This window comes from Leifsonia soli (assembly GCF_013408745.1).
In the GTDB taxonomy this organism is placed as follows: Bacteria; Actinomycetota; Actinomycetes; order Actinomycetales; family Microbacteriaceae; genus Leifsonia; species Leifsonia soli.
Window position 1 is genome coordinate 2,540,659 of record NZ_JACCBJ010000001.1, and the last position, 13,003, is coordinate 2,553,661.

The following is a 13,003-nucleotide window of genomic DNA, read 5'->3' on the forward strand; positions in this document are numbered from 1 at the left end:
CCCCCGGCACGGCCCTGGTCAGAGTCCGAGCGTCAGCAGGTCCTCCGGTGTCGGCTCGCCCGCAGCCGTCGAGAACAGCTCCAGGGCGTCGATGATCTGCTGCTGCTCCTGCGCGGGCAGAGAGGTGAGGACCGAGGCGACCTGACGACGCCGGCGCTCGGTGACCTGATCCACCAGGAGCCTGCCCTCCGGCGCGAGGTCGACCAGGATCTCGCGGCGGCTCTGCGGGCTCTCCTGCCGGGCCACCCACCCTCCGTCGACCATGCGGTCGATCGTCCGGCTGAACGTCGAGGGAACCGCCCCGACGCGAGCGGCCAACGCGCCCATCCTCATCGGCCCGGACCCGGCCAGCACGACCAGCACCCGGAACTGCGGCAGTGTCACCTGCTCCAACGCGTCCGCCACGGAGCGCGCCACGATCCCGAGCAGCGCCCGCGACGCCCGGAGCGTCGCCTCGGTCGCTTCGTGCGGGAAGCCGTGATTCTGCATGGTTCCTCCAGTGTTACTCTTTTGATGCATTTCTGCAACAGTTGCATGTCTACATGATTGGAGAGCCGTGTCGGCCATCCCGGCGAGCATCCGCGGAATCCTGACCGGATCCACAGCACGCATGACGCACTGGTGGCGCCGCGCGCTGGCCGGACCCGCCCCCCTCATCGCTGCGGCCCTCGCCGTAGGAGCCGGCGCAGGGCTCGCGGCGGTGGTGTTCCGTTGGCTGGTGACGTCCGCCACTCTCATCTTCACAGGCACGAGCGACTACGCCGGAACGACCGGCCATCCGGCGAACCCGTGGGTGCCGTGGCTCGGCGGCGCGTTCGTCATCCTCGCCCCGGCTGTCGGCGGCCTCGTCTACGGGCCGCTCGTTCACCGCTTCGCCCGGGAGGCCCGCGGCCACGGGGTGCCAGAGGTCATGTACGCCGTCGCTCGCCGCGGCGGACACATCCCCGGACGCGTCGCCGTGGTCAAAGCGCTCGCCTCCGCCATCACCATCGGGTCCGGCGGGTCGGTCGGCCGCGAGGGGCCCATCGTCCAGATCGGCTCGGCGCTCGGCTCCACGCTCGGCAGGATCACGCGCATGTCCGAGTCCCAGCTCCGCACTCTCGTCGCCTGCGGCGCGGCCGGCGGCATCGCGGCGACCTTCAACGCACCCATCGCCGGTGTCTTCTTCGCGCTCGAGCTGATCCTCCGCGACTTCGCCACACGCTCCTTCGCCGCCGTGATGCTCTCGTCCATCACCGCCTCGGTCGTCGGCCGGTCCGTCCTCGGCGACCAGCCCTTCCTCGCGCTTCCGGCCTTCACCGTCAGCCAGCCCGGGGAGTATCTGCTCTTCGCCGCGCTCGGCCTGCTCGCCGGCGCGGTCGGCGTGCTGTTCAGCACGATCCTCTACGCGATCGAGGACCTGTGCGACTGGGCCTGGCGCGGACCGGAGTGGCTGCGTCCCGCCGCCGGCGGCCTCCTTCTCGGCCTGCTGCTGTTCGCGATGCCCCAGCTGTACGGGGTCGGCTACCCCGTTCTCGAGGGCAGCGTCGCCGGGAAGTACACGATCGGTTTCCTCCTGCTGCTCGTCGTGGCGAAGATGGCCGCCACCAGCCTGACGATCGGCATCGGCGGCTCCGGAGGCGTCTTCGCACCCAGCCTCGTCATCGGCGCCGCCTTCGGCGCCGCAGCCGGTGAGACCGTCGGGCTCGTCATCCCCGGCTTGTCCGGCCAGGCGGGCACGTTCGCCCTCGTCGGCATGGCGGCGGTCTTCGCCGGGGCCACCCGCGCCCCGATCACCGCCGGCATCATCCTCTTCGAGCTCACCGGCGAGTACACGATCATTCTGCCGCTCCTGCTCGCTGTCATCGTCGCCACGGGGATCTCCCGCCTCCTCAGCCGCGACACCATCTACACGCGCAAGCTCAGCCGCCGGGGGGTCGACCTGTCCGCTCCCGCGCTGCCCGGCCTCCGGGATGTCTCCGTCGCCGCGGTGATGTCCCCGGCCCCACCCACCATCCACGCGTCCGCGGGCGCACACGAAGCGATCAGCTGGCTGGCCGACTCCCGCAGGCAGACCGCCCCGGTCGTGAACGACGACGGCGAGTTCGTCGGGATCCTCACGGCCGCGGATGCGACCGAGGCCGTCCGCACCGACGACGACGCGAACGCACGGCGCGTGTCCGAGCTGATGGAGAGCGTGCAGATCGTGTCTCCCGGCGACCCCGTCGCCGACGTGCTCGGACACGTCATCGAAGCGGCCGGCACGGACGGTGCCCCGGTCGTCACGGACGGCATCCTCGTCGGCTGGCTGGCACCCACCGACGTCCTCCGCGCCACCGCCGGCTGACGAGGCGATCGCACGCGAGTACTCGTGGCGGGTTCGCAGCGGTGGGCCCAAAGACGAGTCGACTGCGGGGATCGATGCTCACGCGGGCGTCACCCCGAGACTCTTCAGCAGCTCGCGCACGCGCTGCTCCACCTCAGCGCGGATCTCGCGCACGATCTCGACGGACCGCCCCTGCGGGTCCTGCAGTTCCCAGTCCTGGTAGCGCTTACCCGGGTAGATCGGGCAAGCGTCGCCGCATCCCATCGTGACCACGACGTCGGCGGCCTGGACGACATCGTCGGTCAGCGGCTTCGGGAACTCGCGGCTGATGTCGAGGCCGATCTCGGTCATCGCCTCGACCACGGCGGGGTTCAGCTCGCCGGCAGGCATCAACCCCGCGGAGCGGACGTGGACGCGACCTGCGGAGAGAGACTCCGTGAGGACTGCGGCCATCTGGGAGCGGCCGGAGTTCTGTTCGCAGACGAACAGCACCTCCGGCCAGATCACCGGAAGCGCGCCCGTCGCCTGCGCGAGCGCGGTCAGCCGTTCGGTGGCGAAGTGGATGGTGCGGGTCGCCAGGTGCGCCTTCACCGTCGCGGTGCGCAACAGCGCCGTGTAGGACTCCAGCACGTACCGTTCGACGGTCTCCCGGTTGAAGACGCCCTCGAATTTCGCCGCCAGTTCGTCCGCCAAGCGGCGCAGATATGGCTCGGGGTAGGCCAGCCCCGGCTGGGCTCGGCGCCCCGTCGCGTCGATGGTCATGATCGTCACGCCGCAGCGGGGAGGAGCTCGGCGAGCAGGTCCTCGACGCGCAGCTTGATGTCATCCCGGATCGGGCGGACCTCGTCGACCGGGCGGCCGGCCGGGTCGGTGAGGTCCCAGTCCTCGTAGCGCTTGCCGGGGAAGATCGGGCAGGTGTCGCCGCAGCCCATCGTGATCACCACATCGGACTCCTTCACGGCGTCCGTGGTGAGAATCTTCGGCTGCTCCCCCGCGATGTCGATGCCCTCCTCAGCCATGACCTGCACAGCCACCGGGTTGATCCGGTCCTTCGGCTCCGAGCCCGCGGAGAGGACCTCGACGCGGCCTCCGGAGAGCTCGCGCATGTACCCGGCGGCCATCTGGGAGCGGCCGGCGTTGTGGATGCAGACGAACAGGACGGTGGGCTTGCTATCGGACATGACGGGGTCTCCCTCTCTCTGCTACGAGAAAGCATAGATGTTTGTCTATGGTTTTGTCAGGAGGCCGGAGCGATGTTCACGAGCTGTTCAGAATCGATCCGAGTCAGGAGGCCACGAACGCGTTCCTCGATGTCGTCCCGGATCGCGCGAACCTCTGCGATGGGCCGGCCGACAGGGTCGGGGACGTCCCAGTCGAGATATTCGCGACCGGGGTAGACGGGGCAGGCGTCGCCACAGCCCATCGTGACCACGTAGTCCGCGGCGCGGACGGCTTCGTCGGTCAGGGGCTTGGGGAACTCCCCGCCGAGTGGCATGCCGACCTCATCCAGAACGGCGACGATGGTGGAGCGGACCGCGGCCGCGGGTTCGGATCCGGCGGTGCGGACGACGACGCGGTCGCCGGCGAGTTGGCGCAGGATCGCCGAGGCGAGCTGGGAGCGGCCGGCGTTCTGAACGCAGACGAACAGCACCTCCGGTACCCCGGCACGTGCGCCGGTCGCACGGAGCAGGGCGTCGAGGCGGGAGACGGCGAACGCGCTGGTCAGGGACGCCCGGTGCGCGCGCCCCTCGAGGCGGTCGTAGCTGTCGCGCACATACTGCTCGATACTCTCGCGGGCAAGGACCCCGCGAAAGCGCGAGGAGAGGTCCTCGACGACCCGATCCAGCGCCGCATCGTCGTCCGTGGGTCGTCTATCGCGGACGACTTCTGCGACCAGGTCGAGCTGATCCGCCGTGATCGCGTACCAGGCGGTGCGACCCTCCTGGGTCCGATCGAGCAGCCCCTCGTCGCGCAGCAGCTTGAGGTGATGCGAGACGGTCGGCTGCCGCAAACCCAGGGTCTCCGCCAGCCGGGTGACCGAGCCGCGCCCATCAGGGGCGTCGAGGAGGAGGCGCAGGATCTGGGCGCGGGTGGGATCGCTGATGCGCTTCAAGCTCCGCAGCACATCCGGTTCCGGCACCCCGACCATAGACGCGAGTCTATGCGAGCGGTGGCGAACTCGGACCACCGAGGCGTGAATACCCGTGCGATGGTCATTCCGTGCGATGAGCCTCGGCGACAAGGCTTCCGTGCACGTCGCAGACCGCTGCGAGCGTGTTGTATACCGTTCCATATTTCTGGAGGTTGCGGTGGACCAGTTCACATCGGCGGGCCGGCTCATCGGTCGCCACTCGCAACTCGTAGACGATCTCGACGAATCGGGGCGGGTCGTCTTGCCGCCGGGCGGTGACTTCGACCTCGGCGGACCCGTAGTGAAAGTCGAGCAGCCGGCCCGCACGCTCGAGGTTCTTGAGCAGGCAGGCCGCGAACGAACTGGCGAGCAGTTCTGCTGGGCCCGGCAAGCCTGTGGCACCCGACGCCCAGCTCGAGTCGAACCGGATCGTCTCGGAGCCCGCGTCGACCTGGGCCGCTCCGTGAGCGGTCGAACGCGCGCGAACGCTGTACGTGAGGGTGGGCGCGCTCACGCTCCCTCTGCGATCATCTGCGGACTGCGCCGAAGACACCCCGGCGCCGTCCTCTCTCGTTGGGCGCATGCCAGGAACGTACGCCGAGCTGCGTTTGTGTGGCGAGAGCCTTTCGACCCCCGGATGAACGACATCCGCATCATGATCATGAGCAGCAGGAGGTCGACCCGGACGAGCACAGTCCCTTCGCTGGAAGCACCAACCGGATCGTGTGCGCTGCGGCAGAGCGGGGGTGGCCAGATCGACGCTGACCGCCAGCCGGAGCCGGCAGCGGCTGGGACCGATGCTGTAGCCGAGGGGCCTCATCCGCCGGATCACGAGGATGCGCTTAGAGTTGAGTCGGCGCCCCGACGGCGCCGCCTCCCTTCCTTCATTCTCGCCCGTCCCCCGTGTGCGAAACCCGAGAGGGCGGGGCCCCATTCGCTGAACGGCGTGGATATGCGTGCCGGTGAGGAGTCGGACCATGCCTGCGAGCCTGAGACAGCTTGTTCTGGCCGCCACGGTCGGCGTACCGACCGATGACGGCAACGTGCGCGTGCTCGACGCGGTACGCCGCCCGCGGGTGCTGACCCGGGAGCTGCTGGCCGGCCTCGTCGTCGGGCTGGCCCTGATCCCAGAAGCGATCTCGTTCTCGATCGTCGCCGGGGTGAGCCCGAGCGTCGGCCTCTACTCCTCGGTGATCATGGCGATCGTCATCTCGATCACCGGCGGACGCCGGGCGATGATCAGCGCCGCCACCGGTTCGATCGCCCTCGTCGTCGCGCCCGTCGCCCGGGAGCACGGCCTCGACTACCTGGTCGCCACGATCATGCTCGCCGGGCTCCTGCAGATCGCGCTGGGCGCGGTCGGGTTCGCGAAGCTCATGCGCTTCCTGCCCCGCAGCGTGATGGTCGGCTTCGTGAACGCGCTGGCGATCCTGATCTTCATCGCCCAGCTGCCGCATCTGATCCACGTGACTTGGCTGGTGTATCCGCTGGTCGCACTGGGGATCCTGATCATCGTCTTCTTCCCGCGCGTCACGAAGGCGGTCCCTGCTCCGCTGATCGCGGTGGTCGCGATCACCGCGATCACCATGCTCGGCAACCTCGCGGTGCCCACCGTGGGCGACGACGGGATGGTTCCGGCAGGGTTGCCGAACCTGTTCTTCCCGCACGTGCCATTCACGCTGCACACGCTGACGATCATCGGTCCCTTCGCAGTGGCTGCCGCCCTGGTGGGTCTGGTCGAGTCGCTCATGACCGCGAAGCTCGTCGACGACATCACCGAGACCGGCTCGAACAAGACCCGCGAGTCCATCGGGCAGGGCATCGCGCAGATCACCTCCGGCTTCTTCGGAGGCATGGGCGGCTGCGGCATGATCGGCCAGACCATGATCAACGTGCGCGAGTCGGGCGCACGCACGCGCCTGTCCACGTTCTCGGCCGGCGTGTTCCTGCTGATCCTCATGGCCGTCTTCCACGACCTGGTCAATCAGATCCCCATGGCCGCGCTCGTCGCAGTCATGGTCATGGTGTGCGTCGGCACGTTCGACTGGCATTCGATCCGGCCCGCGACACTCAAGCGAATGCCCGTCGGCGAGACCACCGTCATGGTCCTCACCGTCGCCGTCGTGGTCGCCACCAACGACCTCTCCATCGGCGTCGTCGTCGGAGTGATCGCCGCGACGATCATCTTCGCCCGCCGCGTCGCAGCCGTCACGACGGTCGAGCGCACCCTGCCGGCCGACGGCACCGCGCGCTACCAGGTGGACGGCGAACTGTTCTTCGCCACCAGCAACGACCTCACCCACCGCTTCGACTACGCGGGCGACCCGCAGCATGTCATCATCGATCTGAGCGGGTCGCACGTCTGGGACGCCTCGACCGTGGCCGCGCTCGACGCCATCGAAACGCGCTACGCCCGGCACGGCAAGACCGTGGCCGTCGAGGGCATGAACCAGGCCAGCACGCGCTTCCATGCGCGGCTCACCGGGCGGCTGGGCGGCGAAGGCTGACCGACGATCGCCTGGCCGACGATCGCCTGGCCGCGGGAGCCGTCGTGGCCGACCGCCGCGGCGCCTGGCGGCGCTGAGCTCTGCTCGGGCATGAGGACCACCCGCCTTCCAGGAGTGGCCCGACGCCTGTCGACTCAACCGCAGGTCAGGGGAGGACCTTTGCCTCTCCCCCGCCGCCCAGCGGGCCACAACACTCGAGAGCATGACCGACACGAGGCGCGAAGATCGTGACCGGCCCGGTTGGCTTCCGTGGGCTCGTCCCGGTGCCCTGGACGAGCCCGACGGGGCGGAAGCCGAGACGGCTCCGAGCTGGCATGCGATGGGCGCCGATGCCGTGCTCCGGCGGCTGGGCACGTCACCGTTGGGGCTGCCCCTGACGGAGGTCACGACTCGGCAGCAGCGGTACGGGTCCAATTCGCTCCCGGTGGCCCCGCCCACTCGATGGTGGGTGGTGCTGTTGCGGCAATTCGTCAGCCCGCTGATCGGCATCATGGTCGTCGCCAACCTGATCACGATCATCCAGCAGCACTGGGTGGACGCCGCCGCCATCGGCGTCGTGCTGGTGCTGACCGTGACGTTGGGGTACTGGCAGGAGCGCAAAGCGGAACGGGAGGTCCACGCTCTCCGATCCCTCTCCTCCTCCGTCGCCCACGTGCGTCGCGACGGGACCATCCGCGTCATCCCGGCCACCGAGGTGGTACCGGGTGACATCGTGGCTGTGGTCGGAGGGGAGCGGGTTCCCGCCGATCTGCGGATCGTGGAGGCGAACCGCCTGCGCGTCGACGAGTCGATGCTGACCGGCGAATCCCTCCCCGTGAGCAAGACCACCACGCCTGTGCACAAGAGTGCGCCGGTCGCGGAACGCAACGACATGGTCTTCAGCGGCGCTCTCGTCGCCAGCGGCCGCGGGCTCGGGGTCGTCGTCGCCACCGGACAGGACACCGAGCTCGGCGCGATCGAGAAGCTCATGACGGCTCCGCCTCCGCCCACCCCGCTGCAGGTGATGACCCGGACGCTGGAATGGCGGATCGGCGGTGCCATCCTCGTGGCCGTCCTCTTCCTCTTCATCGCGGGACTGGTCAGCGGCTTCACCGTCGCCGACATGTTCCAGACCGCGGTCGCACTGACCGTGGCGGCCATCCCGGAGTCGATGCCCGTCATCCTCACCATCGCCCTGAGCGTGGGGATCTCCCGGATGGCCCGCCGCAACGCGATCGTGCGCAGACTCCCCGCCGTGGAGACCCTCGGATCGACCACCGTGATCGCCTCGGACAAGACCGGGACCCTCACGCAGAACCGGCTGACCGTCGAGCAGATCTGGACCGTCGGCGGGTACTGGGAGCCGGGCATGCCGGCAGACTCCGGCACGGTCGCCGTGCTCCGGGCCGGAGCCCTCACGAACGAGGCCGCGCGCCTGAGCGCGGGCGAGCTCCACGGCGACCCCGTCGATGTCGCGATGAGCAGGGTCGCCCTGGAAGCATCCGCCGTCCAAGTGGCGGAGACGACAACGACCCCGGAGCGTCACACCCCTTACGAGCCGGCCCTGGGCTACTCGCAGTCCGTCCGGGTGCGCCCGGACGGGCGACGCGTCCTCTACGTCAAGGGCGCGCCGGAAACGCTGCTCGCAGCGAGCACCACCCTGCGGACATCGCACGGACCCCGGCCTCTGCGGCCGAGTGTGGTCAGCGAGGCCAACGCCCTCCTCGCCCGGGGCGGGCTGCGCGTGGTGGCGACCGCTTCCCGGCCACTGGGGCCGGACGAGCTCACCACCGACCCGCTGCCTCCCCCCGAGCGGCTCGAGTTCCTCGGACTGGAAGGGATGACGGATCCCCCGCGCGAGGGCGTCGCGGACGCCATCGCCGCGTGTGCGGGCGCCGGCATCGCCGTGAAAATGGTCACCGGCGACCAGCCGACCACGGCGGAAGCCATCGCCGCCCGACTCGGCCTGGCCTCCGAGGGGCCGCCGCTGACCGGTGCCGAGATCGCCGCCCTCGACGACAACATGCTCGCCGCGAGACTCGAAGAGACCAGCGTCGCCGCCCGAATGGTCCCTCAGGACAAACTCCGCATCGTCCGCGCGCTGCAGAGCCGCGGCGAGGTCGTCGCGGTCACCGGCGACGGCGTGAACGACGCCCCGGCGCTCCAGGCCGCGCAGATCGGCGTCGCGATGGGACGCTCCGGCACCGATGTCGCCCGCGAAGCGGCCGGCCTGGTGCTGACCGACGATGACTTCGTCACCATCGTCCACGCGGTCGAGCAGGGGCGGGTCACGTTCGCCGCGATCAGAAACGCGACCTTCTTCCTTCTTTCCACAGCCGTAGCCGCCGTCCTGGCGCTCTCGATCAACGTCCTCCTCGACCAGCCGCTGCTGTTCCTGCCGGTGCAGATCCTGTTCATCAACGTCGTCACCAGCAGCATCCAGGACATCGCCCTCGCGTTCGAACCGGCCCGCGGAGACGAACTCTCCCGGCCACCCCGCTCACCCCAGGAAGGCATCCTGTCACGACGCCTCTGGTATCGCACCTTCATCACCGGCGCGTGGATGGGACTGATCGTGCTCCTGGTCTTCGGCTGGGCCCTCCACGTCGGCGACACCGTCGAGCACGCGAGAACTCTCGCGCTCGTGCTGTTCGTGATCTTCAACGTCTTCCAGGTGGGAAACGCCCGCGCCGAGACGGTGTCGCTGCTCCGCATGAACCCCTTCAGCAACCCACTGCTGTTCGCCACTGCGTTCGGGTCCGCCCTCGTCGTCGCAGCGCTGCTCGCCTGGCCCGCAGCGACGACCCTTCTCGGGCTCGCTCCGCTCACCCTCGCGGAATGGGCGATGATGGCGGCCCTTGCCCTCACGATCCTCGCCATCGTCGAAGCCGACAAGCTCATCTGGGCGGCCATCGACCGCCGGCACAAGCCGATCGTGTGAGCTCTCGCAGGTGTCGGGCACCCTCGCCGCACGGGTTGCCGGGCGCTGGTCAGGACACGTCCGTAGGTTCGGAGACGTGACCGGGGACGACGACGTGCTGCATGGTCGGCGGGCCCGTCCGTGCCGTCGGCCGAACAGGAGACCATGATGCTCGCCCTCAGCATCCCCAGCCCGCCCCCGCAGTGGGCGCAGTTCCAGCTCGGACCCCTCACCGTGCACACGTACGCGCTCTGCATCCTCAGCGGCATCATCGCCGCTTCCCTCATCACGTCCTACCGGTTGGGGCGGCGCGGCGTCGACCGCGGCATCGTCCTCGACGTCGTCCTCTGGGCCGTCCCGCTCGGCATCGTCTGCGCCCGCTTCTACCACGTGTTCACTCACGTGGGCGACTACTTCTTTCCCGGCGCGAACCTCTGGAACGTCTTCGCCATCTGGGACGGCGGCAACGCCCTCTACGGCTCCCTCCTCGGCGGGGCGCTCGGCGTCTCCATCGCCTGCCGGCGCGCGGGCCTCCGCTTCTGGGCGTTCGCCGACGCGCTCGCACCCGCCCTGCTCGTCGCCCAGTCCCTCGGCCGGTTCGGCAACTACTTCAACCACGAACTCTTCGGACTTCCCACCACCCTCCCCTGGGGGCTGCAGATCGAAGCCACCAACCCCAAGTTCCCCGCCGGGATGCCCCCGGGAACACTGTTCCACCCGCTGTTCCTCTACGAGATCATCTGGAACCTCGCCGGCGTCGCCGTGATTCTGCTCGTCGAGCGACGCTTTCAGCTGCAGTGGGGCCGAGTCCTCGCGCTCTACCTGATCTGGTACGGGCTCGGCCGCAGCTGGCTCGAGGCCATCCGCATCGATCCGACCAGCGACGGATGGCTGGGAATCCCCGCCAACGTGTGGGCCTCGTTCGTCGCCGTCGCCATCGGCTTCACCCTGTTCGTCGTTCAGACCCGGCGGCACCCGGGTGCCGAACCCTCCCCGTACCTGCGCCCTCGGCCGGAGGTGGCCGCCTTCGAACCCCGGTCGCCCGAGCCGGTTGCGGCCGAAGCTTCATCGGAGAGCTGAACGGAGGCGGTCCGTGGAGGGACGTTCGGCCCCGTCCCTCGCACGCGACTCCGGTTAGCGTTCGAGGACCACCACCGTTCGGGGGCCCTGATGAAGACCAACACGAAAGCGCTCGCAACCCTGCTCGGCGTGCTGACGCTGGCCGCTTCGACCGGATGCACCGGTTCGCCGGAGGGCGCCGCCACTCCGTCCGGCACCAGCGCAGCGCCCGCCCCATCCGCGACATCGACCGCCGCACCCGCGGATGCAGCAGCCAGTCTGCAGTACCTCGTCGAAGAGGAGAAGCTCGCCCACGACGTCTACCAGCGCTTCACGGACCTGTGGGGTGCACAAGTCTTCGGCAACATTCGGGACAGTGAGGTGATGCACCAGCAGCTTCTCGTCCCGCTGCTCGACGCGAAGGGAATCGTCGATCCGCGGACCGGCACTGTCGGCACTTTCACGGATCCAGACATCCAGCGCCTCTACGACCAGCTCATCCAGCAAGGGACCGCAAGCATCACCGAGGCCTACAAAGCCGGCGTCGCCATCGAGGAGAAGGACATCGCCGATCTCAACGCCGACCTCGCCTCCACCACCGACCCCGCAACGATCGCCGTGCTGCAACGGCTGCTCGCGGGCTCGCGAGCACACCTCCAAGCATTCGAATCGCATCTCGGCTGACGAGCGTCAGCGCCCTCCCGGATCACCGGGGCCGGAGAGGCTGCGGCGGCGACCGGTGCGACTTTGCTATACCCTCCCCCGTATCGTACTATACGGAGGGGGGTATAAAGATCACCCCAGCGCCGACCCGAAGGAGTTCCCACCCATGTGCTACCCCGCCACCTGCAAAGTCTGCGGCAAGACCACCTGGAGCGGCTGCGGCCAGCACATCGCCGACGTCCGCCGCCGCGTCCCCGCGAACCAGTGGTGCAACGGAAACCACACCGACGCCGAGAAAGCCGCAGCCTCCGGCGGCGGATTCTTCGGCCGGCTCTTCGGACGCGGCTGACCGTGAGCACCGTCACCGTCACCGCCGACACGCTCAAGAGCCGGATCGAGCAGAACGACATCGTCCTGCTCGACTTCTGGGCGGCCTGGTGCGGCCCCTGCCGCATGTTCGCCCCCGTGTTCGAGGCGGCATCCGAGAAGCACCCCGACATCGTGTTCGGCAAAGTCGACACCGAGGCCGAGCAGGAGCTCGCCATCGCCGCGGGGATCACCTCGATCCCCACGCTCATGGCATTCCGCGACGGCGTCCTCGTGTTCTCGCAGCCCGGAGCGCTCGCCGCGCGCGACCTCGAGAACCTGATCGGTCAGATCCGCGCCATCGATCCGGCCGAACTGATCACGGCCAAGGCACGCGCCTGACCCGAGGGATACCCTGGCGGGTACCCCGATACGCCGCCCGTGCGGCACCACCGAGAGAGAAGACCACCGTGGCCACCACCACCGCCGACATCAAACCCGTCCTCAACCGCCTCCGCCGCGCCCAGGGCCAGCTGGGCGCCGTCATCGCCGCCGTCGAGAACGGCGGCTCGTGCCGCGACGTCGTCATCCAGCTCGCCGCCGTCTCGAGCGCGCTCGACAAAGCGGGCTTCCAGATCATCTCCACCGCCATGCAGAAGTGCATCACCGACCCCGACGACACCTCCGATCCGATGACCATGGAGGAGCTCCAGAAGCTCTTCATGACGCTCGCGTGAACGACGTGCCCGGAGCCACCTCATCCTCGGGCGTCGTCGTCCACCTCAACGACTCCGACCCGGCGAAGCACGCTGCCGTTCTCCGCAATGTCAGCAATCTGATCGATGCGCTCGAACCGGAGACAAAGATCGAACTCGTCGTCCACGGGCCCGCCATCAGCCTCCTCCTCCCGGGAAGCCCGCACAGCGAAACCGTTCGTGCGCTCCAGCATCGCGGCCTCGCTGTCGACGCTTGTCAGAACACTCTCCGCGGCGAACACATCCTGCCGGATCGACTCATCCCGGACACGGTGGTGGTTCCATCAGGCATCGCACACCTCGTCATTCGACAGCGCGAAGGCTGGGCATACCTGCACCCCTGATGTCGACGTCGAAGTTTGGCCAAAAAGCATCGAC

14 protein-coding genes are annotated in these 13,003 nt (G+C 69.0%); 9 read left to right on the forward strand and 5 right to left on the reverse strand.

The features are described 5' to 3' along the window. Positions 1–18: 18 nt before the first annotated feature. Positions 19–489: a MarR family winged helix-turn-helix transcriptional regulator gene (locus BJ963_RS12310; RefSeq protein ID WP_179456969.1), complete on the reverse strand. Its 471-nt coding sequence runs from the start codon at positions 487–489 to the stop codon at positions 19–21. A 67-nt stretch (positions 490–556) separates the two neighbouring features. Between BJ963_RS12310 and BJ963_RS12315 the strand changes: the two genes are divergently transcribed. After that, complete coding sequence (locus BJ963_RS12315; RefSeq protein ID WP_218857074.1) at positions 557–2,326, forward strand: chloride channel protein; 1,770 nt, start codon at positions 557–559, stop codon at positions 2,324–2,326. A gap of 78 nt (positions 2,327–2,404) precedes the next feature. Here BJ963_RS12315 and BJ963_RS12320 read toward each other — a convergent pair whose 3' ends face one another. From BJ963_RS12320 to BJ963_RS12335, 4 genes are all read right to left on the reverse strand, one after another. After that, positions 2,405–3,067 carry an arsenate reductase/protein-tyrosine-phosphatase family protein gene (locus tag BJ963_RS12320; protein ID WP_179458127.1) on the reverse strand — a complete coding sequence of 221 codons (663 nt, stop codon included), beginning with the start codon at positions 3,065–3,067 and terminating at the stop codon, positions 2,405–2,407. Positions 3,068–3,072: 5 nt separating this feature from the next. Next, positions 3,073–3,486: an arsenate reductase ArsC gene (locus BJ963_RS12325; RefSeq protein WP_179456972.1), complete on the reverse strand. Its 414-nt coding sequence runs from the start codon at positions 3,484–3,486 to the stop codon at positions 3,073–3,075. A 56-nt stretch (positions 3,487–3,542) separates the two neighbouring features. Beyond that, the gene (locus BJ963_RS12330; protein ID WP_179456974.1) at positions 3,543–4,454 is read right to left on the reverse strand and encodes a metalloregulator ArsR/SmtB family transcription factor; all 912 of its coding nucleotides are present in this window, start codon (positions 4,452–4,454) and stop codon (positions 3,543–3,545) included. Positions 4,455–4,518: 64 nt separating this feature from the next. Beyond that, complete coding sequence (locus BJ963_RS12335) at positions 4,519–4,950, reverse strand: OsmC family protein (protein WP_179456976.1); 432 nt, start codon at positions 4,948–4,950, stop codon at positions 4,519–4,521. Between the two features lie 463 nt (positions 4,951–5,413). Here BJ963_RS12335 and BJ963_RS12340 point away from each other — a divergent pair, with 463 nt between their 5' ends. The 8 genes from BJ963_RS12340 (at position 5,414) to BJ963_RS12375 (ending at position 12,969) form a co-directional block, all read left to right on the forward strand. Then, the gene (locus tag BJ963_RS12340) at positions 5,414–6,943 is read left to right on the forward strand and encodes a SulP family inorganic anion transporter (protein WP_179456978.1); all 1,530 of its coding nucleotides are present in this window, start codon (positions 5,414–5,416) and stop codon (positions 6,941–6,943) included. 202 nt (positions 6,944–7,145) lie between these two features. Beyond that, positions 7,146–9,863, forward strand: coding sequence for a cation-translocating P-type ATPase (locus BJ963_RS12345; protein WP_179456979.1), 2,718 nt, complete (start codon positions 7,146–7,148; stop codon positions 9,861–9,863). Between the two features lie 144 nt (positions 9,864–10,007). Beyond that, on the forward strand, positions 10,008–10,922 hold the full coding sequence (gene lgt / locus BJ963_RS12350; RefSeq protein WP_425484727.1) for a prolipoprotein diacylglyceryl transferase: 915 nt from the start codon (positions 10,008–10,010) through the stop codon (positions 10,920–10,922). Positions 10,923–11,012: 90 nt separating this feature from the next. Next, positions 11,013–11,585 carry a ferritin-like domain-containing protein gene (locus tag BJ963_RS12355; protein WP_179456981.1) on the forward strand — a complete coding sequence of 191 codons (573 nt, stop codon included), beginning with the start codon at positions 11,013–11,015 and terminating at the stop codon, positions 11,583–11,585. Between the two features lie 145 nt (positions 11,586–11,730). Next, the gene (locus BJ963_RS12360; RefSeq protein WP_115696871.1) at positions 11,731–11,913 is read left to right on the forward strand and encodes a hypothetical protein; all 183 of its coding nucleotides are present in this window, start codon (positions 11,731–11,733) and stop codon (positions 11,911–11,913) included. A 2-nt stretch (positions 11,914–11,915) separates the two neighbouring features. Continuing rightward, positions 11,916–12,272 carry a thioredoxin gene (trxA, locus tag BJ963_RS12365; RefSeq protein WP_179456983.1) on the forward strand — a complete coding sequence of 119 codons (357 nt, stop codon included), beginning with the start codon at positions 11,916–11,918 and terminating at the stop codon, positions 12,270–12,272. Positions 12,273–12,340: 68 nt separating this feature from the next. Next, positions 12,341–12,607: a metal-sensing transcriptional repressor gene (locus tag BJ963_RS19170; RefSeq protein WP_179456985.1), complete on the forward strand. Its 267-nt coding sequence runs from the start codon at positions 12,341–12,343 to the stop codon at positions 12,605–12,607. Beyond that, positions 12,604–12,969, forward strand: a complete 366-nt coding sequence (locus BJ963_RS12375) for a DsrE family protein (protein ID WP_179456987.1) — start codon at positions 12,604–12,606, stop codon at positions 12,967–12,969. Before BJ963_RS19170 ends, BJ963_RS12375 begins: the two co-directional genes overlap by 4 nt. Positions 12,970–13,003: the final 34 nt, after the last annotated feature.

Excerpts from the sequence above, each read along its gene's own strand:
- BJ963_RS12310 (WP_179456969.1), bottom strand. The coding sequence starts at position 489 with ATGCAGAATCACGGCTTCCCGCACGAAGCGACCGAGGCGACGCTCCGG.
- BJ963_RS12320 (WP_179458127.1), bottom strand. The coding sequence starts at position 3,067 with ATGACCATCGACGCGACGGGGCGCCGAGCCCAGCCGGGGCTGGCCTAC.
- BJ963_RS12325 (WP_179456972.1), bottom strand. The coding sequence starts at position 3,486 with ATGTCCGATAGCAAGCCCACCGTCCTGTTCGTCTGCATCCACAACGCC.
- BJ963_RS12330 (WP_179456974.1), bottom strand. The coding sequence starts at position 4,454 with ATGGTCGGGGTGCCGGAACCGGATGTGCTGCGGAGCTTGAAGCGCATC.
- BJ963_RS12340 (WP_179456978.1), top strand. The coding sequence starts at position 5,414 with ATGCCTGCGAGCCTGAGACAGCTTGTTCTGGCCGCCACGGTCGGCGTA.
- BJ963_RS12345 (WP_179456979.1), top strand. The coding sequence starts at position 7,146 with ATGACCGACACGAGGCGCGAAGATCGTGACCGGCCCGGTTGGCTTCCG.
- lgt (WP_425484727.1), top strand. The coding sequence starts at position 10,008 with ATGATGCTCGCCCTCAGCATCCCCAGCCCGCCCCCGCAGTGGGCGCAG.
- BJ963_RS12355 (WP_179456981.1), top strand. The coding sequence starts at position 11,013 with ATGAAGACCAACACGAAAGCGCTCGCAACCCTGCTCGGCGTGCTGACG.
- BJ963_RS12360 (WP_115696871.1), top strand. The coding sequence starts at position 11,731 with ATGTGCTACCCCGCCACCTGCAAAGTCTGCGGCAAGACCACCTGGAGC.